We start from the raw sequence: 24,267 nt of genomic DNA on the forward strand, positions 1-24,267 counted from the left end.
ATTTCGATAACCCCCTATACCCGGTATGGGGGAGCGTGTGGCGATGCACCCGCTGCCGCGCCGCTACGCCGATGGATGCGTGGGTGGTCGAGATCCGTTGTCCGCGTGATCATGTCGTCGACGGCCGAGCCGACAGCGGAGATCACGCGGTCCTGCGCCGCCTCTGCCGGGGTGACGCGATGCTTGGTGCGAGTCCGGGGGCGGAATGCGAGGAGGATGTCGCGGCGAATCTCGGGCAGCTCAATCAGGTGTACACCGATGGGCACCTGGGCCGCGACGATGGCGGGTATGGCCGCTACGCCGCTGCCGGATTGTACGAAGGTGAAGATGGCCGCGTAGTCGTCGATGCGAGCGCCGACGTCGACTTCCATACCCCGGTTTCGGAAGAAGGCCGTCGTCGCGCGATCGAACGCGTCGTTGGCTGTGCCGAGGATCCAGCGCTGTCCCCGCAACGGTGTGAGGTCGTATTCGCCGGTGGGGGAGATGGTGAATTGGTCGAATAAGTCGTCTGGCACCGCGAGATATGCCGGTTCTGAGCCCAGCCCGACCACGGTGTATTCGCGGCAGTCGATATCGGGCGGAAAGTGCGGCGCGGCGAACACCAGCGCGACATCCAGTGTGCCGTCGGCGAGCCGTGTGGCCAGTGCGCTGTTCTCGTCGAGAAGGTACTCCACTGAGGTACCGCTGGCGTTTATCGCAAGGTGCAGGGTCGGAAACATCGCGGCACCGAAGCTCGGGAACGCACCGAACCGCACGACTGCGGATTGTCCGCGCCGCCAGGTGCGCGCATCGGCGACGATCTGGTCGCAGAGTTGCACTATCGACTCTCCGGTGGCGACCACGGACATGCCGAGCGGAGTGACGCGAGTGCCACGCGCAGTGCGGTCGACTACCGGAGATGCCAGCAGTCGCTCGAGCTTGCGCAGGTGGTGGTCCACGGTCGGGAAACTCCAACCGAGGGCCGACGCGGCGGCCGAGATCGAGCCCGACTCTCTGACCGCGATGAGTGCGTGCAGACCTCGCAGATCCAGTGCCTGTACGTCGAACTCACCACCCTCGGACGGCGCGCTACTCGCCGTCACGACCGTGTCCGTGCAGCCACACAGCACCGCGCGACCGACGACTGCCGGCGGTCGGGACGGACCGCAACTGGCAAGTGCATATCGACCTCCTCCGATCGATGCGAGCGACGGCCGATGCCGCCGTGACACCCGGTGGCCGGTGAGCTGTCCGGCCGGCGCTGTGATGGGGCGTGTGAGCGGTAAATATGTCACGGGCCGCAGGCCGCTGCAATCGGCGGAGGTGGTCGTGTGTGGCGCTTCATAGCGTCCACGACTGTGCTTGCCCTGACACTGTTGATCGGTCAACGGTCAATCCTGCACACTCCGTGCGCCCGTGCGACATGATCGGGTGAACACGCACGAGCCGAGCACCCGTCACGCTCCGCCGGCCGCGCCGCCACGATGACCCCGCCGTCGATCAGGTGGCGGTTGAGGCGATGACGTCCGCCGCGGTCGCGGCCGCGTTCGTCGCGGCCAGCTGTTGGTACACAAGGAAACTCACCGGAAAGCCGGGAAGATGATTCGGGTCGCCAGGACCATCGGAGATCCCGCGTAGGCCGACGAAGGGTATGGCGTGCGCCGCCGCAACCCCGGCGACGGCGGCGGTCTCCATGTCGGAGGTGAGATAGCCCGAACCCGAATCGACGTCGGCGAAGAGTGTTGCTAGTACACGGGGATCGATACGGGCAAGCGTGTCGACGTCGCGACGAGTGTCCTCAGGGTCTGCGAACGAGCATGGCCTGCAACCGGTCACCGAGCCACTACCGGGTACACACGGAAACGTGAATCCTTGATACGGGTCACTGCTGAGTCCCTTACCGCCGACTACCACGCGCGGTTCTCGGTGCAGATCGATCGGCGGCACCCAGGGCAGCTTGCATCCGCAGGGTGACAGCGGATTCATGCCGTCGGTGACATGTTTCAGGTGCGGGTGTGCCGCCCGCGCGGCAGCCAGCAGTGTGGGACCGGCGGGAAGTGTCCGTCCTTTGCGGGTGAGGTACCAGGTTGCCGGAACCGCGACATCACCGATGCCCGCCGGCGGTAACCCACCTGCCGTGCCGGAGAAGACGATCCGGGCGATCCGAAGGCCGTGTCGCGAGCAGGTAAGGTTCGCGAACGACGCGTTGGCGGCGCGGGTGGCGTTGACGATGCCGACCCCTGTCATCGCTGCGACGATCGGCTTGCCACGGATCTCCGTCCGGTAGAAGGTGACTCCGTCATCAGTCCACCGGTCCCGGACGCCGGAGGACTGCGCGAGAACCGCGGACAACTCCGCTGGATACGCCGACGTCACCAGAGTGACTGGCCGACAGACGGTTTGCGCACCGGCAGGCGCGGATACCACACATGCCAGCGCGAGCATCGAGGCCGAAAAGCAGAGCAGAAACAATCGCCTCAACCAACCTGGCGTCCCATGCCCGGGGTCGGGTCGGTTGTGGACCGGACGACTCTCCTCAGCGTGCGCCACGATCGTGGCCGGGATCGTTCGACGTGCAGTCACGTCTACATCGTCGGCCATCGTGGGATCGCGCAGAACCACAACATTTCGATAGCCCCCCATACGCGGTATGAGGCAACGCCGCGCCGCCTCCCGTGTGGGCGAGGCGGCGCGGCGTCGTGCAACTTCAGGCTGTGATGAGTTCGTCGTCGGACTTGTTCTTCTCGGCGTATCCGGGAGGCCCGAAGAGGTAGCCGAGGCGGCCGCGCCACGTGTGAGCGCGCGCTGTGTCGCGAAGCATGTTCACTGTCTCGACGTAGTTGTACTTGATGGGATTCTGGGTCTCGACGTCGTGGAGCAGTCCGTACCGCACGGGCTCGGTCTCCTCGGCATACGAACCGAAGAGGCGATCCCAGATGATGAACACACCGCCATAGTTCTTGTCGATGTAGGGCTGGTTCGATCCATGGTGAACGCGGTGGTGGGACGGGCTGTTGAAAAGGAACTCCCAAGGCGCCCATAGCTTGTCGATACGTTGGGTATGGAACGGGATCTGGAAGAGGAGACCGGCGGTGTTGAGTAGAAGAATCATCCAGACCGGGAATCCCAGCAGGGCCGCGGGGAGCCAGGCGAGGCTGCGCAGTGTGTAGGACACGGGGTGAAACCAGGGCAAGCGCAGGTTCGTCGACAGATTGAAGTAGTTGCTGGAGTGATGCACGCTGTGTGCGGCCCAGAGGAGCCTGATGCGATGGTCGCCGCGGTGCGCCCAGTAGTAGCAGAAGTCGGTGACGACCAGGCATGCCACCCACACCCACCAGTGCTTGGCCGACAAGTGCAGCGGCGTCAGCGCTGAGGCAACGACGATGGTCGAGAACGGCAGGATGTACTGAGTGAGCGCCTTGGCGGCCGTATTGATCAGGTACGTGGCCCAGTTTCCGACGTAGTCGCGCACAGATCGTTTGGAGAACGTGTGGGTGGCGTCGCGGTCTCGTCTGTGGTCAACGTATTCGACGATAGAGAGCAAGATAAATGCAGGTACAGCTGCGAGGAGCAAGGTACTTGTTGCGTTCATGTGCAGAACACTATTGACGGTGACCTGCGCAAACATCCCGCGAAGAACTGATTTTCCCTCCCTCTCACGGGGGATCTCGACTAGCCTTCACACATGCCGGAGCCAGGACTCGTCGCCGTTCGAAAGTCGCTCGAACGCCAGTCGCTCCTGGTGGCACTGTTCGCCGCCGTGATCGACGCCATGCTCTTCATTTCCTCTGGGATCTTCTCTGCCGCCCCGACGGCGGCGCTCACGATGACGATCACGCTGGTCGCCGCCGACCTCTGTCTGGCCTTGCGCCCCAGCACCACAGCCGCGGTTGCCTACATTCAGGTGATCACACGTATTCTCGCGTGCCTACTGCTGAGTCACTACGGACTCGCGGCCGGGATCGGCAACGTCGGCGTGCTGGTCGCCGGCTATCGAGCCGGCGCATGGCTGCCCGCCCGGGCTTCGGCGACAGTCTTGCCCGTGCTGATGGCAGGAGTCGCGACGGCGGCATATCTCAACGGCTCAGCCGATGTGTGGTGGATGATTCCTGCCATCGCGGTCTCAAATGCGTTGATCCCGTGGCTTGTTGGCCGGTATACCGCCGCCGGCGGCGCCTACGTCACCAAACTGGAGATGCAGCGGAAGAGTGACCACGCAGCGCTGGCCAAGGCACTCGCCGACGAGCGCGAGGCCATCGCCCGTGATCTGCACGATGTCATCTCCCACCACGTCAGTGCGATAGGCATCCATGCAGGCGCGGCTCGAATGACACTCGGATCGAACATCGAGGCGTCGGAGCGATCGCTGCGGGCGGTCGAGACATCCAGCCAGGCGGCCATGAAGGACCTTCGTCTGCAACTCGACATCCTGCACGGCCGTGACGACGCCGGCGAGGTGCAACCCGGCCTCGCCAACATCCCCGAGCTGGTCGAATCTGTCGGTCGGGCCGGACTCTCCGTGGATATCAACCTACCGCGCGGACTGGTCACCTTGCCGAAATCGCTCGACGTCATCGTGTATCGAATCGTCCAGGAACTGCTGACCAACGCATTGCGTCACGGCGACGGATCGGCCTGCCTCAAGGTTCGCCGAGATCGATCGCGAATCGTCATCGACGAGTCGAATCCCATTGCGGCCGAGGTCTACACAGGCGACTCGCTGCACCGCGGACTCGACGGTATGCGGCGTCGCGCAGAGTTGTTCGATGGCCGCGTCGAATGCGGCGCCGACGAATCCGGGCGGTGGCGCACCCTTGTCGAGATCCCTGTGAGTACACGATGACCGAACCCATCACCGTTCTCGTCGCCGACGACCACGCCGTGTTCCGCGCGGGACTCAAGGCCGTCATCGACGCCGGCCCTGACACCTCGTGCGTTGCCGAAGCAGACGACGGCCGCGCCGCGATCGAGGCGGCTCAGCGGGTCCAACCAGCCGTGGTGGTACTCGATGTGCGAATGCCCAGGCTCGACGGTGTCGCCGCCATCGAGCCGATCATCGCCGCCACCGACGCCAAGATCCTGATGCTCACGACCTACGACAGCGAGAAGGTGCTCGCCACCGCGCTGCGTGCCGGGGCCTCAGGCTTTCTGCTCAAGTCGTCGCCGCCGGAAGAAATTGTCGGGGCGATTCGCATTGTGGCGCGCGGTGATTCGGTCATCGATCCCGCCATGACGCGCCGTTTGGCGGCCCGCGTTGCCGACACTCTGACCGAGGTGCCGGTACCACCGGAGGTGGCGACGCTGACGGCACGCGAATTCGAGGTTCTGCTCCTGATGGCCGAGGCACACAGCAACGCTGAGATTGCTGCGGAATTGTACGTGGGGGAGCAGACGGTCAAGACTCACGTATCCCACATTCTGGCCAAACTGGGTGTGCGCGACCGCATTCAGGCCGTGGTGTATGTGCACCGACACCGACTGTCCGGGGTGACGAGTACCTGACGCCGAGGATCGTGGCAGACCGCGATTTTCGACGGCACGCATTCGGGGCGGATGCTATGTCGGCGCGTTGAGTTCGAGTATCGCGATCTCCGGCGGCGCCCCGACGCGGACCGGAGGTCCCCACGCGCCGGATCCGTATGTCGTGAACACCGTGGTCGGTCCGAGATGATCGACTCCGGTGACGTTGGTGGTGGTGGCGAGATCGACTATGTACCGCAGCGGCCACATTTGGCCGCCATGTGTGTGTCCGGAGAGCTGGAGGTCGACGCCGGCCTCCGACGCTTCAACGGCTTGATTCGGTTGGTGCGCAAGGAGCAGCACAAACCGCTGGTCGTCGCGTCCGCGTAGGGCAGCGGAGAGGTCAGGCGCGTACGGCGCGCCGGTGGAGTAGTCGTAGACGCCCGCAATGTCGATGGACGCCGCGCCGCGTCGAATCTCAGTGCGTTCGTTGTTGATTGGGTTGATTCCGAGAGTCTTCCAGTGCGCCATCCAAGCGCCGGTGTCGTCCGAGATCTCCTCGTGATTGCCGGCCACGCCGTAGACACCCATTGGCGCGGACAGGTCTGCCATCGGTTGCAGATCAGTGCCGACACGCGCGACGGTTCCGTCGTCGAGGTCTCCGAGGACCACGATCAAATCCGGCTTCTGCTCGTTGACCATGTTGACGACTTTGCGTGTGAACGACTCGCCTCGAGCAGGGCCGAGGTGCAGGTCGCTCACCATAGCGACGCGCATGCCGTCGAACTCCTCGGGCAGACGCTCCAGCGTGAGGCTCTCGCGCGTCACGCTCGGGGATGCTGCTTCGGTGACGCCGTAGACGACGGTGACGGCGGCAACGATCGCCAGGCAGCCGCTGGCGACCCGGGTGGTGACGAGTCGTGTCCGGTTCGTTGATTGGTGGCGCAGCCGACCGACAACCCGTATGCCCAGCAGCACCACACCGATGATCGCCAGACCCACCAGAAGGTAGAACACCGCCGCGAGCCAGGTCAGTCCGAGAAAGCCGACGGGTCGCAGCCACGTGGGAAAGATGCTGCCAACGCCCGCCACGACCACCGCCAGCACCCACCCGAGTACCAGAACGGTGTCGATACAACGACCCCACCCGCGGCTCGCAGCGGTAGCCCTGACGAACCGCCGGTGCAGCAGGAAGTGGACCAAGCCCAGGACCAGTGCAGCGATAACGAGCACCAGCATCAGGCCTGCTTTCCTGCCGCAGGTTGCGCGCTGCTGCGAGAATCGTTCTGAATCAAGGGATCTCGATGGTCTGATCGCGGCGAATCTCGTCGACGGCGCGCGCTATGTACGGCTCGTGATCAACCTCTGCATCTGCCGCCAAGTCGGCGGTCACCAGAATGGCAGCACTGATGATCTTGACGAGCGGAATCGATTGCGCAACAGCACCATTGACGCCGGACCGTTCGCCGACGCCCAGTGCGCCAAGGAGTACCGCTGCGACGGCGTCTGGATCGACCGGCGCATCCCAACGCGACGCAGAGGCGACGACGCGGGTGAGAACATCGGACACGTCGTCGCCGCTCAACCCGTCCTGGTAGGACGTCTCGAGCAGCTCACGAACCATGTGCGAGTGCATTAGGCGGGCTGCGTCACCGTTCTTCTCGAGTTGCGCGACAGCGTCGTCGAAATCCTGCGAGACTTGGCTGCGCGCCGCTCTGATACCTCGGTCGGTTGCCGTAGCGATCTCTCGAGCCATCAGCGACCAGTCCGCAGGATATTTATGGTTTCCCGTCACGGAGAGGGTCTCCTGTCTGTCGAAGTCCCGAGGGTACCTGGCCGACGCACCGACGCTTGCAGCCGGATGGTTGGAGGAGCCAAGCTCGAGTACGCCGCCCGGCTGACCGCTACGTCATCGCTCGTCGTAGGTGGCAACGGGCGCGTCGCCTTGGTTGGCTACTAAGGCGTCCCACCCAACTTCGCCATATTGGCGCTCAGTCGCAGTGGCTCAGTCCAAATGGACGTCCGACCAGAAGCCGCTTTGGTGATCGGCGGCGTGGTCGACGGTCCGGACGCCTGTCGCGGTGAAGCCGCTGTCACAAGGCGAAACCACACCTGCTGCAGCGCTACGCACCTCAACCGGTGACGGCGTGTGTTGAATCGGGGCTAGTTGCCCGTCGACGAGTACTCACTAGCCGCGGGGGTCGTGATCGCACGCCATCGCCGCACCAAAACGAACACATCCCGCACGGCCAGCACGCGCGAAACACCGCAGACATGCTGCGCCACAACACAACCAACGCCACTGTCCGCTACCGAGCGCCTATCTGGGTGAGGAACGTCAGGTTGTCCTCAAGGTGCCAGTCGGCGCCGATTTGTGATCGTCCGACCTGCTGGATATCGAAAGCGTTGAATTGGATCGGCTGGCCGTGCCCACGCACTCCGTCGTAAGTGCCTGTGAAGTGACCGGTGTAGACCTGCCTGACCGATACGCAGTCACCGCTGACCAGAACATCGGCAACGGTGCAGTGGAAATCGGGCACCGCGGCCCGGAATTGCCGCGATACTTGCTCGATCCCCGGCAGCCCCTGCTGGCGCCCCTGCTGGAGCGTGTGATCAAAAAACGAACGACTGTCAGCGCGATAGAGGTACGCGACATCACCGGTGGCCCAAAGCCCAACGATGCTCTGCGGCCGTGGGCTGCTCGCCAACCTGGGCGCTTTGGCGCCGCTGCCGCTGGACTAGAGCAAGGCGATTGGCATGTTCAGTAGCCCACTTTGCGGAATGTTCACCATCCTTTGGATCGTCACCGGGCGGAGGACGGTGGAGCGTACGAAGTAGTCGAGGTCGGCCATGATGCGCGACGACGAGACCAAGGGTCATCCGATGCATCCATCACCAACGACACAGTTCCATGCCGCGGTTCAGAAGCATCGAGGTAGGCCAGCAACGCGCTCTTGTTGGAGATGCTGTGCCGACGTCGTCGAGCCGACGATTGGCCAGCGAGCGAGTTCAGAAGAAGTGCCACGGGTTCACTCCTCTATTCCCAGACGTCGGCCACATGTTGCAGGTTATGGTTGCGTCACCGCATCAATTTCAGCTTCAGCCGTTCACAGTGGGCGCTGGGGAGCCAGGCTATTGCTAGCGCCATAGCTGTCGGATCTGCTTGACCTCCTGACGAGCGTCGGGATCGGATCCATCGGGCCATCGCGTACCCACTGGACCGGGGCAGGCTAATCCGCCTCGCCTATGCAGTCCAGCATGTGGCCACCGCCCACCAAAGACGTCACAGCCCGCGTACTAACACCAGCGGTGGGCGTTTCATCTGTCGGTTAAATGCACTAAGTTGAACGCAGCGAGAGTATGTCTGGAAACCGAGTCAAGTAACCGCCCTCTTTGACTCAGTGATGCGCGGCTATCCGATCGGTGGTTTTCTCTCCTGGTCGGTCGAACCCGATACGGCCAGCAATTTTCGCTTCTATGCCTTCTTGAAGGACTACAACGAGTTCAACCAGCGGCACAACCCGGAACTCGACGTCCCTCCCGCCCAATCTGTGACCGCCATGCTTGACGGGCAACAGCGTCTGACGTCGCTAAATATCGGACTTCGAGGCACTTACGCCTGGAAGAAGAAGTACGGGTGGAGCCAGTTCGTCGAGAACTATCCTCCACGGACACTTCATTTGAACCTGCGGGCCGACGCGGAACCGAACTCGGCTGGCCTGATGTACGATTTTCGCTTCCTCAGTTCCGCCCAACTCAGCGGAATGAACGACGATGAGGCTAATTACTGGCTACCCGTGCCAAGGGTTTTTGAAGCGAGCAAAATCAACCCACTGCTTCTTGAGCTGAGCAAACGTAGCGTCGGCAACGATCCTGAGGCAATGGAAAGAGCGACCGACCTGTGGGAGAGAATCCACTCCGAACAGTCGGTACACTTCTACGAAGAGGTCAACCAAGATGTTGAGCGCGTGTTAGATATATTCATTCGCGTCAACTCTGCGGGAACTGTACTGTCCTACAGTGACCTACTTCTCAGCATAGCCACCGCCCAGTGGAAAGACCGAGACGCTCGCAAAGAGATCCACGGACTGGTTGACGACCTTAACGCAACCGGAGCCGGCTTCCGATTTAGCAAAGACCTTGTCCTCAAGTGTGGTCTCGTATTGTCCGGAATTAACGACATAGGATTTCAGGTCAAGAATTTCACCAGGGCGAATACGGACCTGCTAGACAAAAACTGGGATAGCATTAGTGCGTCCCTCCGTGTAACTGCCGGACTGCTCGGTGACTTCGGACTCTCGGGAGCCAATCTCACCGCAAACAGCATAGTTATTCCGATCGCAATGTATGTACACGAACGCGGACTGACTCAGGCGTACCGCGAGTCCGTCGCCGACGCTTCGGATAGAGCGAACGTTAAGCGATGGGTGCTCCGTTCCTTAATCATTCCTGGCATCTGGGGCGCTGGCCTGGACCAGCTCCTGCGCGCATTGCGGTCGGCGATAGAGGCGCACGGCGGAAGCGCGTTTCCCCATGTCGAGCTGGAAAAAGCCATGTCGATCCGTGGAAAGCCCCTAACGGCCACCCCAGAGGTCATCGACGGACTGCTCAATCTCGAATACAAGGACTCGGTCACGTTTGCCGTCCTGGCCATCCTGTTTCCGCATGTAAACACAAGGAACATCCATCACGTCGACCATGTATTCCCAGTAGCGAAGTTCTCCATGAAGAAACTTTCGAACGAGGGGATCAACCAGAGCGCTATTGAAGAGATCCAACGGGCGGGTAACCGAATTGCTAACCTTCAACTCCTCGAGGGGAATGTAAATATCGCTAAGTCGGCACAGATGCCGTCAGCGTGGGTGACCGAAGCATTTGGTGATGGAGCAACGCAAGAAGCGTACCGTGATCGAAATGCGCTGCCAGCATTGCCGGACGGCGCCGATGACTTCCTCAGGTTCTATCGGGAAAGGAGAGCGCTCTTACGGGAAAGACTCGCAGATGTGCTCGCAGCCCCCGGAACTCCAGGCGAGCCACTCGAAGCGGAGGTTCCTCCCATCAGCGAAGCTATCGAAAGTAGCGTATCTGAGCTATGAATGGCATCTAGTGCATGCGCTACCTGCGGTTCAGTGGCAGTCGAACGTGCCCGGCATTTCGGCCCTGATGTTTGTATCGGGCCGACGAAGTCTTGTCGGCCTTGACTGCTATACATGGCTCATCGCAAGAACGAGGCAAGGCTGGCCAAAGTGAGTAGACACGAAAAGGCATTCGAGGATGCTGTTCGCGACGCCGTTGCGTTAGGGCGAACGGAGCTCGCGAAACTCGATGACCTCGTTGACGAGTTGGCGCGCGCGTTCGCCAATGCGAAGCAGGAGCCGGAAGAGCCCTCTGGTGGTGTGGCCGAGCTCAATGAGTTGAGCCGAAACACGCTCAGAACTCTTCGCCGCCATCTCGACCACGAGCGCGATTCCCTCGCGACATTCAACGTCGCGTTCTTCGGCCGCACCGGAGCAGGCAAGAGCACTCTCCTCTCGGCGTTCGGACGGCTGAACGGAGAGTACGTCTCCCCGGGCGACAGCGACTGGACGACCGACATTCACCACGTCGACTGGCACGGGTGCCGCTTGTTCGACACCCCAGGAATCAACGGCTGGGGGCGTACCCAGAGCCGTGAGAGCCTCGAGCAGAAGGCCCGCCGAGCGGTCGAGACCGCAGACATCGTCTTGCTGTGCTTCGATAGCCAAAGCCAACAGGCGTTGGAGTTCGCGAAGATCGCTGACTGGATTAAGGAGTACGGCAAACCCGCCATCGCGGTGTTAAACGTTCGGAATAGCCGTTGGCGTCATCCGGCGCGTGTCCCGGAGAGCCAGCGGCACCGACCTGCCGAGTCGGTCCGTCAGCACGCCGACAACATACGGACCGAACTCGCGAAGATCGGGCTTTCGTCAATCCCCGTCGTTGCGGTTCAAAGCAAACGCGCTCTTTTTGCTCGCGCCAGCACGCCCTTCCACGGACCTGGATGCCAAAGCCTCGTCGGTGAGAGAGAAGCGTTCGGGGTCGACTATCTAAACCGCTGGTCAAATTTCGAAACCCTCGAACGTCTGATGTCTGCCGCCATCGCCGAAGGCGGCGTGGACATCCGTCTTGCTGCTCTCCGCGAGGACCTCCGTGCTCGGTGCCGTACCGCAGCAGCAGATTTCGAGGACAAGGCTGCAAGGTACTCAAAAGAGGCGGGAGTGCAAGATGACGCGGTGGAATCGCTCCTGACAGTCATCGGCTATCCGTCCGATGCTGAGCGAAAGAGTTGGCTGACGTCCTCCGATGGTGCCGATCTCCTCGCCGCAGCCGAGGGAGAGCGAGGTCAACCATTCACCGCATCAACGTTGGGAACGCTCGACCGTCATGTGAGCCATCAGAGTGCTTCTCGACTGGCAGGAGAGCGACGAGCGAGCCGCATGCGCGTTGACGCGCTGATCAGCAGCGCATTCGAACACGGCACGTTAGTCGATCCCGAGACCTTCCAGGACGAGGTCTTCCGGGAGGAGAAGATACAGCAGGCTACTTCTGCCGCATGGGCGGCCAGGAACAACTTCCTCGAACGTGAGCTTGAGCTCGCCGCGGTTAGCGGATCCGCTGACACGCGAAAATTGCTGATTACGGCGGCTTCCATCTTCGGATCGACCGGCAATAACACTGCTGGGAGCGCGCTTCGCGGCGCCGGGATTGCCGCAGGCGCAGCTGCCGTAGCTGTCCCGTTCGCCGTCGCCAATTTCTGGAACCCCGCGGGCTGGGCCACCGGGCTTGCTGCAGCCGGCATTGGGATCGCCGGCCAAGTACAGCAGTTCTTTGGTAAGCGGATAGTTGCCGCCGCAGAGAAGCAACGGCGTAGCGATCGGATCAACGCAATCGCCGATGCCAACCGTGCGGTGACCCAGACCTTCGACGCGTGCGAGGAATCACTGATCGAGGACAGCCGATCGAAAGCATGGGAGCTCGTAGGGCCGATCGTTGCAGCGGCGCTTCGCGCCGGAACAGAGTGCCGCAGCGCAAATCGCCAGGCCCTTGCTCTCGCAGACGGTATTCACAGCCGTCTCTCTGAGATCGAGAGCGCCGCCGACGTCGACGATATTCTTCGGCGAGCGCAGATCCATCTGGCTCCATCGCCACTAGAGCTGAAACGCACCCTTCTCGGCGAAGACTGGCTCGAAGCAACTGACGGACTCCGGCCGGTCGTTGTCAGCGAAAGCGTGCGGGACCAATTCGTTGACAAGCAGACTGCCGATCGGCAGGCACTAGGGCAGGCGATCAGGCGCTCCTGGAGTACCCCCGATTTGTCCACGATTCGCACATGGCGCTACGACCTCGAAGATGCAGCCTATGAAGACGTCGAACTGCTAGACATAGCCAGCGACTTCCGTCGCGTGGCAGAACGCCGCCCTGTATTCACAGTTTTCGGCGACTACAACTCTGGAAAGTCGTCCCTCGTCCGACGAATCCTCGTCGAGAACGGAGTGCTGGATGAGTCGAAAACTTTGGATATTCAAGCTCGTCCTTCTACCGGCGAAGGCAACCGCTACCAGTTTCCTCGCTTCACCCTTGTCGACACACCTGGGTTGCAGAGCGGAAACCAGGCTCATGAATCGATCGCACGCAATGCGATAGCCGAGTCGGCCCTCGTGTTCGTTGTCGTCCACGTCAACCTTCTGATCGGCAATACGTCACTCCTGGAGGATCTGGCAAGTGGCTCTACCACGGTCGCACCGAAAGGCAGTCGGATAGTTTTCCTCATCAACCGTTCCGACGAGCTAGGTGTGGATCCACTAGCCGGCGCGGCAGCGTACATCGGACTCCAAGATCGAAAGCGTGCAGAATTGATCACCGCGCTGGCTTCGCGATCGATCACCATCCATGATGATCAGGTCTACTGTCTTGCAGCAGACCCTTACTGCATCGTTGGTAATGCAACCGGTGTGGGAGCAGACGCCTTCGATGGAAACCGGCTATGGGACGGGATCGGTGCACTGATTGGTGCTATCGCAGACCTCCCCGACGAACAGTTCACCGCCGCGGCGACTGTGGCGGCTTTCGATACGGGTGTGACTGCGCTAAAGGTCCGCCAGCACGACCTAACGGACAAAAAGTCGGACTGCCAAACCGAAATTGCCAGAACACAATCGCACCTTTCCACCCTGCAGTCCGCACTCGATGATGCCAACGTGCTCCAGGAATCGATTCGGGCGCTGGCAAAGCGCTTTGTGGACAACGCCGTTGCCACCGCTATCGGAGAAATCTACGAACGAGACCCGGACGACCCAACCGCTTTGAATGACCTCGTGCAAAACTGGCTGAGTGACGCGAGACTCTGCAATGCCATCGAGCAGTATGGCTCGACCGTCACCAAGGATCTCGCCCAGTGGCACGGCGAGCACGAATCGAATATCCGCCGCGAACTGTATGCCGATCAGGTCACACCGATGGCCGGTCCCACGTCCACCTTCAGCGCGACCGGCTCCTCAGCAGTCGAAAATGCCGCCGGCGGTATCGGCACGGTCGCCGGCTCTGCACAAAACGTTGCGAAGGTGCTGGGAAATCGCGAGGCTGTGTACGCGATTGGAAAGCAATTCGGTCATAAGTTCAAGCCGTGGGGAGCGGTCAAAGGCGGGGCGAAGGTCGCCAAGTTCAGTACAGTCCTCGGTGTCGTCGCGACGGCCGCAGATGCGAAGAGCATGGTTGACGACGGAAAAAAGGCCAAGAAGCGCGAAGCCAATCAGTCCGCAGCAGCGGATGCTTTGATGGGCCTCGGCGCCAGGCTGCTCGACCAGCTCACAATTGACGACGACGAGACCAGCCCTCTCGGGTACCTCCAAGGCGCAATATCCGAGTTGGAGGGACTCATCGGCGAGTTCCAAAAACAGGCGCAAGACCTCGAACTACAGAACAAGCAATTCACCAAGCGTTTGGAAACTACCGACGACCTGATCAGCCGCGCGCTAGCGCTGGCTGCCCTCGCCGAAGGAGAAATGTAGAATCATGGTCCAAATCGAAGCAGCCCGAAAGTGGTTGAATGGTCTGCCGAGTGCCGAAGAAGCGGACCCACGGATCGAACCCTGGGACGAGTTCGCACTAGGTGAATCTCCAACTGTGACACTGTTTGGTTCTTACGACACTGGTAAGAGCTCACTACTCCGGCGGCTTCTCGTCGACAACCGACAGGATGTCCCGAACTGGCTGACAATCAGCGCTCGACACGAGACGTTTGAGTCAAATGCTGTGAAGATCGGACCGTGCATTGTCCGAGATACCCCTGGATTCGCTGTCGACGCGACCGATGCGCGCGGTGAAAACAACTCTCGCCGCGCACTCGCCAGCATCGGGCTGACAGATATCGGTGTAGCCGTGCTGACCCCTCAACTCGCGACATCCGATCGCGAGCACCTCGCTGCGCTCGTTAACCGCGGATGGCCAAACGGATCCTTGTGGTTTGTCATTTCTCGGTTCGACGAAACAACTGACGACCCCGAGCACAACACCGACGGATACCTCGAACTTGCCGAACGCAAGGTCGCAGAGCTGCGTGATCTTTTCAAGCTCGACCCCGCAGTGCCCGTATTCGTGGTTTCTCAGGATCCGTATCAGACAGCAGGATCTGACAGCGATCCTCACCACTCGATCTGGGACGACTTTCGTGAATGGGACGGTATGAGAGTGCTTGAGAAGCACCTCCACAGCGTCAACCCGCAGTCACTTCCGCAGTGGCGAGAGGCTGCCGCCCAACGATATTGGCACCAGGCGGTGACCGAGAGTATCGAGCAACTTGAAGCCAAACTGACTGAATGCGAGAGCACTGCAAGTGTCGCGTCTCAGGGTGTCGCTCGTCGCGTCAGCTGGGAGAGCGAACTGGCTGCACTCGACGGCGCTGCAGTATCCAGTCTCGATGGATTGGTTGAGGAGGTGGTGAATCGATGGTGGTCGGGGCACCAGACCTCACTCGACGAATTGCAGACCGAAATTGAGAAGGCAGTGACAGACTGGTTCACGGCACACGACGCACAGCTCAGGAAGCTCGAACGTGCTATTCAGAAAACCGCAGACCGCGACCACAGCCGGCCGGCGTGGGACAACTTCTCCGCGCTTGTGGCCCGGCTTGGGACTGGCCCGCAGCCGACTGCGCCTCCGTCCGGCGGCACATACACGAACCTTGCCGATCAGGTCGACGAAGCCGGCGATCACGTCATAAACATCATGAAGGTTCTTGCAGAACAATGGGACGGACCCGCGACTGCAATGAAGGGCCGAGGGCGCGCCGGTGACTTAAACAAGTACGTCAGCGTCGCCGAGGCCGCGCTGCCGCTAGCGCTATTCGTCGCCCAGAGAATCGATGCTCAACGCCGGGCCAACGCTGCCATATTCGGGGGATTAGATGCCCCTGTCGTGCCTGATCCGACAATGAAACAGCAGGTGATCGATGACTGCACACGTGAGGCCCACACCGCATGGAAGTCGTTCGTCGAAGGAACTCAGCGCCTAATTGTTGCGGAGACCGACGATCAAGTCGCTCTAGCCACCGAGCTAGGGGAGGCGGCGGAGCAGTTGCGGGCTGCAATCGCTGACGGCACTGCACTCCTGACGTGACCGGACCAAAAATCCGGGATTTAGGACAATAGGGCTGATGATCTCGGTGATCATTGACAACAACAACGTGAACGTGCGAGGCAGAGGCGGATGGCGACGCGGCCGACCTGGGGCTCGCCATCTCATGCGAAATTCAAGAGTCTCGAATCTTGTCAAGATCGGTGGCGAATGTCGGGCAGCCCATCTAAGGAATGCTCACCGGCGCCGGACCGTCACCCAAGGGCAGGACGCAGAAGTATCGACGATCGAGAGTGGGACCGTCCTGGTGCTATCGGCCAGAACGATGTTCGATGCGTCGGCAACACCTACGGGAGCATCGGAATACTGCCGAACGAGCGTCGAAGCTGCAGACAACTGCTCGCGCGACGCAGGGGCGAGTTCCGAAGCGCCCGAAGCCAGTTCGTCGAGCATGATGCGCTCAATGCGCGAATCATGGCGAGTCAGCACTACGTAGTCGAGCTCAACGACGATGAACGGCGATATGACAAAGGGTTCATCGGATGCATCGATCACCGCCGAGACGGCTTCATGCTGCGATTGAGAAGCGTCGACCAAGGCCAGCAACGCGCTCGTATCAACGTTCACTCGCCGAAACCCTCGAGCAGTTCGTCGACTCGCTCGGCAATGGTTTCGTTGCCCGAAGAGAACGCGGCCGAGGCCGGGAGGCTCGTTCGATTCTGGATCCGATGCTGTTCCGCACCCCTAATGACCTGCACTAACAGTCGCTTTTGCGCGTGCAAAGTGTGACAATGACCATATTAGAGGTCGGCCCCAATCCGCGATATCCGGCTACAACGCAGGGGACACAATGAAGTGGCGTCAATTCTCGACCGGCGCGCTGATCGCCGGCATTCTGCCCGCGATTCTTCTGCTAACCGCGGGCACCGCCGGCGCGAGCCCTGCACCGGACCCCAGGAATGATCCCTTCTACCGCCAGCCGACGTCGTTCGCCGGTCACACACCTGGGCAGATCCTCAAGAGTCGACCGGTCGAGGTCGGCTTGGCCGGAGTCCCACTACCATTCACCGCGTACCAGATTCAGTACGTCAGCACCGATACCTCGGGTGTCCGCCAAGCCGCTGTCGCGACGCTACTCAAGCCACTGACCGCGAGCGGATCACCAAAACTGGTGTCCTACCAACCTGCGATCGACAGCCTGTCGTCCAGATGTGATCCGTCGTATCAGCTGCGGAGCGGCACCAGTCTCGAAGTCCCGCAAATCGCAGTCCTACTCAACCAAGGGTGGACTGTTGCGGTGCCGGACTTCCTCGGCCCCGACCACCAGTGGGGCGTCGGGCACGTCGAGGGCCACAGCACCTTGGACGGAATCCGCGCAGCCGAGAGCTTCGCCCCGGCCAAACTCGAGGGTCGGAAAACACCGGTGGCGCTGACCGGTTACTCCGGCGGTGCGCGCGGCACCGAAATCGCCTACGAACTCGCCCCGGCCTACGCGCCCGAGCTCAACATCGTCGGCGCCGCGGCTGGGGGACTCGGTGTCGACATGGAGAAAATCAGTCGCAACGCCAACGGAGGCCTCTTCTCCGGGGTCGTATTCGCCGGCCTATTCGGACTTGACCGCGCCTATCCATCGATGAAGATGGACACGATCCTCACTGACAAGGGCAAAGAGCTACGACGCACACTCTCCGGTATGTGCGTATTCGAGTACACCGCCGCCTATGCGTTCAAGCGTGTGCAGTCGTACACAGTCGGCGGTATCGACCCACTCACTGTGCCCGCGGTCCGGACCGCTCTCGCCGAGAACAAGCCCGGCGCTTTCGGTACACCCAAGGCTCCCGGCTATTTCTACAACGCCAGTGCCGACGAGCTTGTGATCCCAGCCGATGTCGACAAGCTCGCTGCTCGATACTGTGCCAAAGGTGTTGTGGTGCAATCAGTAACCCAACCCGGCGATCACGTCTCTATGTTGGCAACCGGCTATCCCGGTGCTGTCGGTTGGATCGCCGACCGATTCGCCGACAAGCCAGCCCCGAGCACCTGCTGAACGCGAGAGCACTTGCCGCACAAGCAGATAGCCTCTTCGTCCTAGCTGACGCACTGGAGCAGCTGCGTCTCGCGTTCGGCGGGCTGGATCAGCACCCGGGGGATCCGGCAGGTGCTCGACGCCATCTCCGACGCGCCGGCGTGGGTCCGCAACGCACGTCACGACATGCTGGCCGCCAACCAACTCGCGCGAGCGCTCTACCTGCCGCTCCTGGCGGGCACACCCCACCGGCTGCCGAACAATGCGCGTTTCGTCTACCTCGACGAGGCGTCGAAAGACTTCTTCACCGACTGGAACTGGCCGCCGACGACATCGCAGCCATGCTCCGCATCGAAGCCGGCCGCAACCCGCACGACAAGAACCTCATCGCATTGATCGGTGAACTTTCCACGCAGAGCGAGGAATTCCGGCAACGATGGGCTGCCCACAACGTGCGCTTCCATCGCACCGGACGCAAGACTCTCCGACATCCCGTGGTGGGTGTACTCGAAATCGACTACGAGGCAATGGAATTCCCCGCGCACCCCGACCTGACCCTGCTGGTCTACACCGCCGCCGCCGGGACGCCCGCGTCCGATGGATTGAAAGTCCTCGCCAGCTGGGCGGCCACCCCCACCGAATCGGGCGAACTGCGCACTCTACCGAGCTGATTTCGCGTCATTCTGTGGCGGCGGCGTTGGGGACGTCGAGCACCGCTCGTTTCAAAGTCGCGAGGGGTGAACGCAGATTCCTTGCACACATGCCTATGGATTGTTGTCGATACACGCCTGTGGGGTTCTGGCAATACCCCTTACACCAGTACATCGCCCATAGCGAGCCGGTGGTCCGAGCCGTCGCTGACCCCGCGGCGTCACACCCGATGACGGGGTTATCTGCGTAATTCGCGGAGTCCGAGGAACAACGGGAATGTGAATGACACGGCAACCAGAAATGAGAGGGGGATGAGCAGTAGTGGCCAGGGGTGCGTTCCGAGGCTGCGTCGGTGGCGCCAGAAGTAGAGGCACGCTGCGGCGGTGATGACGAGTAGGTCTGTTCCCGCGGAGGATGAGGCACTGTTGGCGAACCATCCGTTGAGGTAGTTGCCCAGACTGAAACCGCCTTCAGCGCTGGTCCATTGAATGTTGAAGTACCAGGTCCCGATGAGCCCGGCGATAGCGAGGGCGAAGTAGACGGCGGCAGCAGCTCGTTGATTCAGTTTGTGCCGGGAGGGATCAGTGGGCTGTGTAGCGGGAGCTGTGTTGTCAGTCATGGTTGCCTCGTGTCGTGGTGCCGATGACGTCGGTGAGGGAGGGTGTGTGTGGGCGTAGCGGGCGATGCCGGCAGCTGCGGTAATCGCGGCGAGACCCAGAACGGCTATTGCTGTCCAGGTGATCGAGTCGGGCTCGAGGAGGGCTTGGCCTCGCAGTGCTTGCCAGAGCACGCCGGCGGTCACGGCAGCCCATGCGGCGGAGAGGAATACGACGATGCGGGTGCGGGTTCCGACACTGAGTCGATGTCCCCGCGTGACGGCGAGATAGACAGCGACAAGCGGAATGATTTGCAGTGCGTGCATTCCGACGAAGTGGGCGATGCGCAGGTCGCCGTGGCGAGAGTTCCAGCCCAGCAAAAAGATTCCACCGGATGAGTCGTCGCCTCCGACGGAGTGGGATCCGGCTGTGGTGGGCGGTACCTCGGTGAGTTGATGTGTGGTGGGGACGAGCATGATGAATCCGACGGATATTCCGGCGAGAGCGATGACGACACTGAGACGTAACGCCCACTGGATACTGCGGTCGGCCAAGGTGGTGAAGAACGCAAGCGCACCACCGATGATGGCGGTGGTGGTGAACAGCAAGATCGCGCCTACTCCCATCACTATGTAGAGCGCTGAGTTCAGGGGTGTCGACACATTGAAGTGGCTGCTCGTCCCGCGGATCACCTGAATCGAGATGATGGCGATTTCGATGAGAGATGCGGTGGCCCCGGTCAGCGCAGCGACGCGGCCCGTCCGGGCAAGGCGCGGGCCCTGGACTTGGCCGAGCATCCAGGCCAAGGTGATGGCATACACGCACAGCGAGACGCTGAACTTAAACGGTTTGGCCCAGATGGGGTCTCCGCTGAGGGTGCGAGGATCGACGACGATACCGATGGCGCTGACGATTGCCCACACCGCCATTGCAGCGGACAGCCATAGCAGCGGCCGGTACCAGCCCTTGATGTCGCCGGTGGACACGTGCGCCGTCTGCCGCCAGCTCGTCGGCGCAATCTGCGCGCTCATGCCACGACCTCGATCGAGGTCATGTCTTCCGACAGATCCCAGAGGCGTTGCGCAACACCGGCGGCTCTGGCGCGCTTCGATGCGCGAATCACTTGTGCGCCGCCACGCATGTGGAAAAGGTGCCGAGGACCGGTGAACGATCCCGCTGGCAGCTCACCGGTAGCGGCGAGCATGACCGGCAAGGCACCTGCCTGGGGCGACTGCCCCAGCACCGGGACCAGCCTGTCCCACACACCTGGTCGTGTGCCGGGGTCGCGGTCGTAAATCGCGGTGGTCACCAGGCCCGGATGCGCGGCGAACGCGGTCACCGGCGAGTTCGCCGTGGCCAGCCGGCGTGCGAGTTCAAAGGTGAACAGAAGATTCGCCATCTTCGAATCGGCATAGGCGCGGGCCGGGTTGTAGGCGCGCCTGGCCCAGTTGACGTCATCGAGATCCAGTCGGCTGGCACGCTCGGCTTGCGACGCCACGGTCACGATGCGCGATCGCACCCGCGGAAGCAGCAAAGCCGTCCAGGCAAAGTGACCCAGGTGGTTGGTGCCGAACTGCATCTCGAACCCATCGGCGGTGTGTTGCAGAGTCGGCGACGACACACCCGCGTTATTGACGAGGATGTCGACAGGCTCGGTGACAGAGGCCGCACCGCGGCAGATCGAGCCGAGGTCGGCCAAGTCCACCTCGACCACCGCATGCTCGCCGAGGCCGCCACGCAACGTCTGCGCGACCGCGGCCCCGCGATTACGGTCGCGCACCGCGAGCAGGACTCTCGCCCCGGCATCGGCGGCGGCGACCGCGGTGGCCCGGCCTATGCCACTACTCGCGCCGGTGATCAGCACGGTCTGTCCGGTCAGGGTGGCATGTCTCGAGGAGGAGTTCATAGCCACAATGTAGCTCTCGACTACATTGTAGGCAATGCCTACATGCATGTAAGGTGACCTAATGACGCCGTACCACCATGGGTCTCTACGTTCTGCGCTGCTTGCCGAGGCGCGAGAGGTGATAGCCGTCGACGGCGTTGACGCCGTGACGATGCGGGGTTTGGCCAAGCGGGTGGGGGTTAGTCACGGTGCGCCGGGGAGGCATTTCCCCGACCGCGATGCGCTCCTTGATGAAGTAGCCGCCGAGGGCTTCGCCGAACTGACGGCGATACTGCGCGCAGCCGACGTCACCGACGACATCGACCACGGTCTACGGCACTACATAGCCGAGCACGTCCGCTTCGCGACAACCAACGCCGCGCTGATGGAGCTCATGTTCTCGACTAGCGCTCGCGGACCACGAGCATCGGCTGCCGCCGACGAGTTTTTCACCCAAGGCCGGGGACTCCTCGGCGACAGCGCGGCCGGTCCTCCCGGGCCATTGGTCTATGCAGTAACCGCGATGGTGGAGGGTATCGGCGCATTGGCTGTGTCAGGTCGTCTGCCGGCCGAACGCGTTGACGATGTCATCGATTGCGCACTAGAACTGCTGTGGCCTGCAATGGCAGCCCAACGTTCACCTGCGCACTGGCGTCCTCACCCGGCTCCGTACACTGCGCCGCCGCACCAGTCAGATAAGTCGACCTCGTGATCACTACCGCGGTTGTCGGACTGTGCAACCGGGTTCCTTCGGCAATTGCGACGCTTCGTCGTAGCGTCATCGCCACCGAGTGTGTTCCAGCGCCGCCCGTTGCGCTCCAGGTTCTAGACACAAGGAGTCTCACAACATGGACATGGAATTCCGGTCGGGCATCGTCAACACGGAGCGTCACTCGACGTACTTTGTGACGTGCGGTCCGGTCGACGGGCCATTGATGTTCTTCGTGCACGGCTGGCCGGGAATCTCGGCGATGTGGCGAGCCCACATGGCGGCGTTCGCCGCAGACGGATGGCGCTGCATCGCTCCAGACCTGCGCGGTTACGGCCAATCGTCAGCCCCGTCGGGTGCCAGCTCGTACACCGTCGAGAACGCGGTGAACGACCTTGCAGAACTCCACGACCATCTCGGCGGTACCGCAGCAATTTGGGTGGGACACGACTGGGGGAGCGCGGTCGTCGGAGCGCTTGCAGCGCACCACCCACAGCGGTGCCGGGCCGCGGTCTTGACGTCGTGGGCCTACTTCCCTCGAGCCAACAGCCTGGCAAATCTCGTCGCGGTCGTGGACCGCGATATTTACCCGGCAGACGAGTACCCCTACGGACAGTGGGACTACTTCCATTACTACACAACACATTTCGACGAAGCTGTCGCCGACCTCGACGCCGACACCGCCGCCGCGTTGGCCTCCATCTACAGACCGGGGGACCCGGTCGCGGTTGGGACGGTATCCCCGAGTGCCTCTGTGACACGCAACGGAGGCCGTTTCGGCCCGTCACACCGGCCTCCTGCTGCGGAGCCTGACCCAGCCCTGTGGCCAGCGAGCGGCTTCGACCTCCTGGTAGCCGGGTTTGAGTCGCACGGCTTCGCTCCGTCGTGTGCGTGGTATATCAACGACGACGCCAACACCGACTTTGCCCGGCGCGCCCCCCACGACGGGCGCTTGTGGCAACCGGTTCTCTTCGTCAACGGCGAGTGGGACCTCATCTGCACCATCACGGGCAACCATCAAGGAGACCCGATGCGAGAGGCCTGCTCAGACCTCACCATCGTCAACATCAACGCCGGACACTGGCTCCCGCTCGAGCGGCCAGATGAGCACATCAGCGCCATTCGCACATGGCTAAGTAATCACCGCTAATCGTGCCACTTCGCTTCTGAAGACGATGAAGTTGGCGTTGACCCCGGATCTTGGCACAGGGTTGCAGCGGTAGCCCGCAAAGGAGGCAGGCCAACGCGCGCGCCCGTGCGACATGCTCAAGTGACACCGTCGACGTCGGGGGAGCCCATCCGCCGGCCAGAGCTACGCGGTACCGGCCACCCGCCACAGGTCGTCGCCCGCCTCCGCGCGAGTAGGAGAGTGTGTGACGGTGGCTGATTCTGCCAGGCTGCGTTCGTGATCGGGGGTCAGCGCTGCGGACGCATGGTGGCATGAGCGTCTGCGAACTCCCATACGTCGTGCACCAGGCGGTCCGGGGTCTCGACCTGGGGGAGGTGACCTGCGTTGGCGATAACGTCGAGACGGGCACCGGGGATGGCCGTGGCGTACCTCCGCCCGTGGCTGATCGGCACCATTTTATCTGCCGCACCCCATACCACCAGCACCGGTGCGGTGATCTGTGCGAGCCGCCCGAGAAGCGTGCGGTCGCCCATCTGTACCCCTGAGAGGGCACGCAGGGTGGCCTTGTTCGAAACCATATTTTGCTGCACGGCCGCCGGCAGTGCAGATGTGTCGAGTCGGTAATGGTCGGGGTTGTAGTAGCTGATGTCGGTCACCTCGTCCATGGTGAGGCTGAAGAAGTCTGTGGTGGGGTCGTCTTCGATGATGAGGCCCACAGCATTGACGAGTACGACACTGCTTATCCGAGAGTTGTGGGCGAGGGCTATTTCCGCTGCGGTCCACCCGCCTACAGAATTGCCCACCACGGTCACGTCGTGGAGGTCGAGTTTCTCAATCAGCGCAAGGTGGACCGCGGCGAGATCTTTGATGGTCGTCAATGCGGAAGGCCGAGGGGTGCCGTCGAACCCGGGATGGATTGGAGCAATTACGCGAGCGTGGCGGGTGGTGGCCAGCAGTTTGACGAATTCGCGGACCGAGTTTGAACCTGCACCGCCGTGCAGGATCACGAAAGGGTGGCCCTGGCCGTATTCGATATAGCTCACGGGTGTGGTGCCGGCATCAGTGCTGACAAGAGCGGTCTTGGTGGTCATTGGTGCGTTCATTTCGTTGTCTCCTTCTCGGCGGGTCGTGCGTGTTATCGATGGGGTAGATGGCAGTCAAGAGGTTCACAAAGCGCCTCAGCGACACCCGCATGCAAACGCCACAGTCGCCGCGGTCGTGCGACCGGACACACTCCCTGCC

General features: G+C 62.0%; 17 protein-coding genes and 2 pseudogenes. 9 read left to right on the forward strand and 10 right to left on the reverse strand.

Annotation, left to right across the window (positions count from 1 at the left end; all coding sequences use genetic code 11):
• Nucleotides 1-14: 14 nt before the first annotated feature.
• The 3 genes from ACRVY7_RS13385 to ACRVY7_RS13395 form a co-directional block, all read right to left on the reverse strand.
• Entirely contained in the window at nucleotides 15-1,082 is a 1,068-nt protein-coding gene (locus tag ACRVY7_RS13385; RefSeq protein ID WP_431817390.1) for a LysR substrate-binding domain-containing protein, read from the reverse strand.
• Nucleotides 1,083-1,479: 397 nt separating this feature from the next.
• Nucleotides 1,480-2,562, reverse strand: coding sequence for a 5'-methylthioadenosine/S-adenosylhomocysteine nucleosidase family protein (locus tag ACRVY7_RS13390; RefSeq protein WP_431817391.1), 1,083 nt, complete (start codon nucleotides 2,560-2,562; stop codon nucleotides 1,480-1,482).
• A 124-nt stretch (nucleotides 2,563-2,686) separates the two neighbouring features.
• A complete protein-coding gene (locus ACRVY7_RS13395; RefSeq protein ID WP_431817392.1) occupies nucleotides 2,687-3,571 on the reverse strand; it encodes a sterol desaturase family protein in 885 nt (294 codons plus the stop codon).
• 93 nt (nucleotides 3,572-3,664) lie between these two features.
• Between ACRVY7_RS13395 and ACRVY7_RS13400 the strand changes: the two genes are divergently transcribed.
• Entirely contained in the window at nucleotides 3,665-4,822 is a 1,158-nt protein-coding gene (locus ACRVY7_RS13400) for a sensor histidine kinase (protein ID WP_431817393.1), read from the forward strand.
• A complete protein-coding gene (locus tag ACRVY7_RS13405) occupies nucleotides 4,819-5,481 on the forward strand; it encodes a response regulator (protein WP_049701033.1) in 663 nt (220 codons plus the stop codon). The genes ACRVY7_RS13400 and ACRVY7_RS13405 overlap by 4 nt, the downstream gene beginning before the upstream one ends.
• Nucleotides 5,482-5,535: 54 nt before the next feature.
• On the opposite strand, the gene ACRVY7_RS13410 is transcribed toward ACRVY7_RS13405, so the two are convergent.
• From ACRVY7_RS13410 to ACRVY7_RS13420, 3 genes are all read right to left on the reverse strand, one after another.
• A complete protein-coding gene (locus ACRVY7_RS13410; RefSeq protein WP_431817394.1) occupies nucleotides 5,536-6,678 on the reverse strand; it encodes a metallophosphoesterase in 1,143 nt (380 codons plus the stop codon).
• A 52-nt stretch (nucleotides 6,679-6,730) separates the two neighbouring features.
• A complete protein-coding gene (locus tag ACRVY7_RS13415; RefSeq protein WP_431817395.1) occupies nucleotides 6,731-7,195 on the reverse strand; it encodes a hypothetical protein in 465 nt (154 codons plus the stop codon).
• Nucleotides 7,196-7,748: 553 nt separating this feature from the next.
• Nucleotides 7,749-8,147, reverse strand: a complete 399-nt coding sequence (locus tag ACRVY7_RS13420) for an ester cyclase (RefSeq protein WP_431817396.1) — start codon at nucleotides 8,145-8,147, stop codon at nucleotides 7,749-7,751.
• Nucleotides 8,148-8,801: 654 nt separating this feature from the next.
• On the opposite strand from ACRVY7_RS13420, the pseudogene ACRVY7_RS13425 reads away from it, so the two are divergent.
• The 3 genes and pseudogenes from ACRVY7_RS13425 to ACRVY7_RS13435 form a co-directional block, all read left to right on the forward strand.
• Nucleotides 8,802-10,535, forward strand: a pseudogene (locus ACRVY7_RS13425) (DUF262 domain-containing protein); the annotation flags it as partial.
• Between the two features lie 114 nt (nucleotides 10,536-10,649).
• Nucleotides 10,650-14,465 carry a GTPase gene (locus ACRVY7_RS13430; protein WP_431817397.1) on the forward strand — a complete coding sequence of 1,272 codons (3,816 nt, stop codon included), beginning with the start codon at nucleotides 10,650-10,652 and terminating at the stop codon, nucleotides 14,463-14,465.
• A gap of 4 nt (nucleotides 14,466-14,469) precedes the next feature.
• On the forward strand, nucleotides 14,470-16,071 hold the full coding sequence (locus tag ACRVY7_RS13435; protein ID WP_431817398.1) for a GTPase domain-containing protein: 1,602 nt from the start codon (nucleotides 14,470-14,472) through the stop codon (nucleotides 16,069-16,071).
• A 195-nt stretch (nucleotides 16,072-16,266) separates the two neighbouring features.
• Here ACRVY7_RS13435 and ACRVY7_RS13440 read toward each other — a convergent pair whose 3' ends face one another.
• Nucleotides 16,267-16,656, reverse strand: coding sequence for a PIN domain-containing protein (locus ACRVY7_RS13440; RefSeq protein WP_431817399.1), 390 nt, complete (start codon nucleotides 16,654-16,656; stop codon nucleotides 16,267-16,269).
• Between the two features lie 223 nt (nucleotides 16,657-16,879).
• Between ACRVY7_RS13440 and ACRVY7_RS13445 the strand changes: the two genes are divergently transcribed.
• Entirely contained in the window at nucleotides 16,880-18,076 is a 1,197-nt protein-coding gene (locus tag ACRVY7_RS13445; protein ID WP_431817400.1) for a lipase family protein, read from the forward strand.
• Nucleotides 18,077-18,187: 111 nt separating this feature from the next.
• A pseudogene (locus ACRVY7_RS13450) lies at nucleotides 18,188-18,726 on the forward strand (MmyB family transcriptional regulator).
• A 218-nt stretch (nucleotides 18,727-18,944) separates the two neighbouring features.
• Here ACRVY7_RS13450 and ACRVY7_RS13455 read toward each other — a convergent pair.
• Both ACRVY7_RS13455 and ACRVY7_RS13460 read right to left on the reverse strand, forming a co-directional pair.
• Entirely contained in the window at nucleotides 18,945-20,333 is a 1,389-nt protein-coding gene (locus ACRVY7_RS13455) for a DUF2834 domain-containing protein (protein WP_431817401.1), read from the reverse strand.
• Nucleotides 20,330-21,208, reverse strand: coding sequence for an SDR family NAD(P)-dependent oxidoreductase (locus tag ACRVY7_RS13460; protein ID WP_431817402.1), 879 nt, complete (start codon nucleotides 21,206-21,208; stop codon nucleotides 20,330-20,332). The genes ACRVY7_RS13455 and ACRVY7_RS13460 overlap by 4 nt, the downstream gene beginning before the upstream one ends.
• Before the next feature lie 61 nt (nucleotides 21,209-21,269).
• On the opposite strand from ACRVY7_RS13460, the gene ACRVY7_RS13465 reads away from it, so the two are divergent.
• Complete coding sequence (locus tag ACRVY7_RS13465; RefSeq protein ID WP_431817403.1) at nucleotides 21,270-21,899, forward strand: TetR/AcrR family transcriptional regulator; 630 nt, start codon at nucleotides 21,270-21,272, stop codon at nucleotides 21,897-21,899.
• Nucleotides 21,900-22,035: 136 nt separating this feature from the next.
• Nucleotides 22,036-23,046, forward strand: coding sequence for an alpha/beta fold hydrolase (locus tag ACRVY7_RS13470; protein WP_431817404.1), 1,011 nt, complete (start codon nucleotides 22,036-22,038; stop codon nucleotides 23,044-23,046).
• A gap of 266 nt (nucleotides 23,047-23,312) precedes the next feature.
• Here the strand turns inward: ACRVY7_RS13470 and ACRVY7_RS13475 are convergent, their stop codons facing one another.
• The gene (locus ACRVY7_RS13475) at nucleotides 23,313-24,116 is read right to left on the reverse strand and encodes an alpha/beta fold hydrolase (RefSeq protein ID WP_431817405.1); all 804 of its coding nucleotides are present in this window, start codon (nucleotides 24,114-24,116) and stop codon (nucleotides 23,313-23,315) included.
• Nucleotides 24,117-24,267 lie beyond the last annotated feature (151 nt).

The organism is Gordonia jacobaea (assembly GCF_965344965.1).
In the GTDB taxonomy this organism is placed as follows: Bacteria; Actinomycetota; Actinomycetes; order Mycobacteriales; family Mycobacteriaceae; genus Gordonia; species Gordonia jacobaea.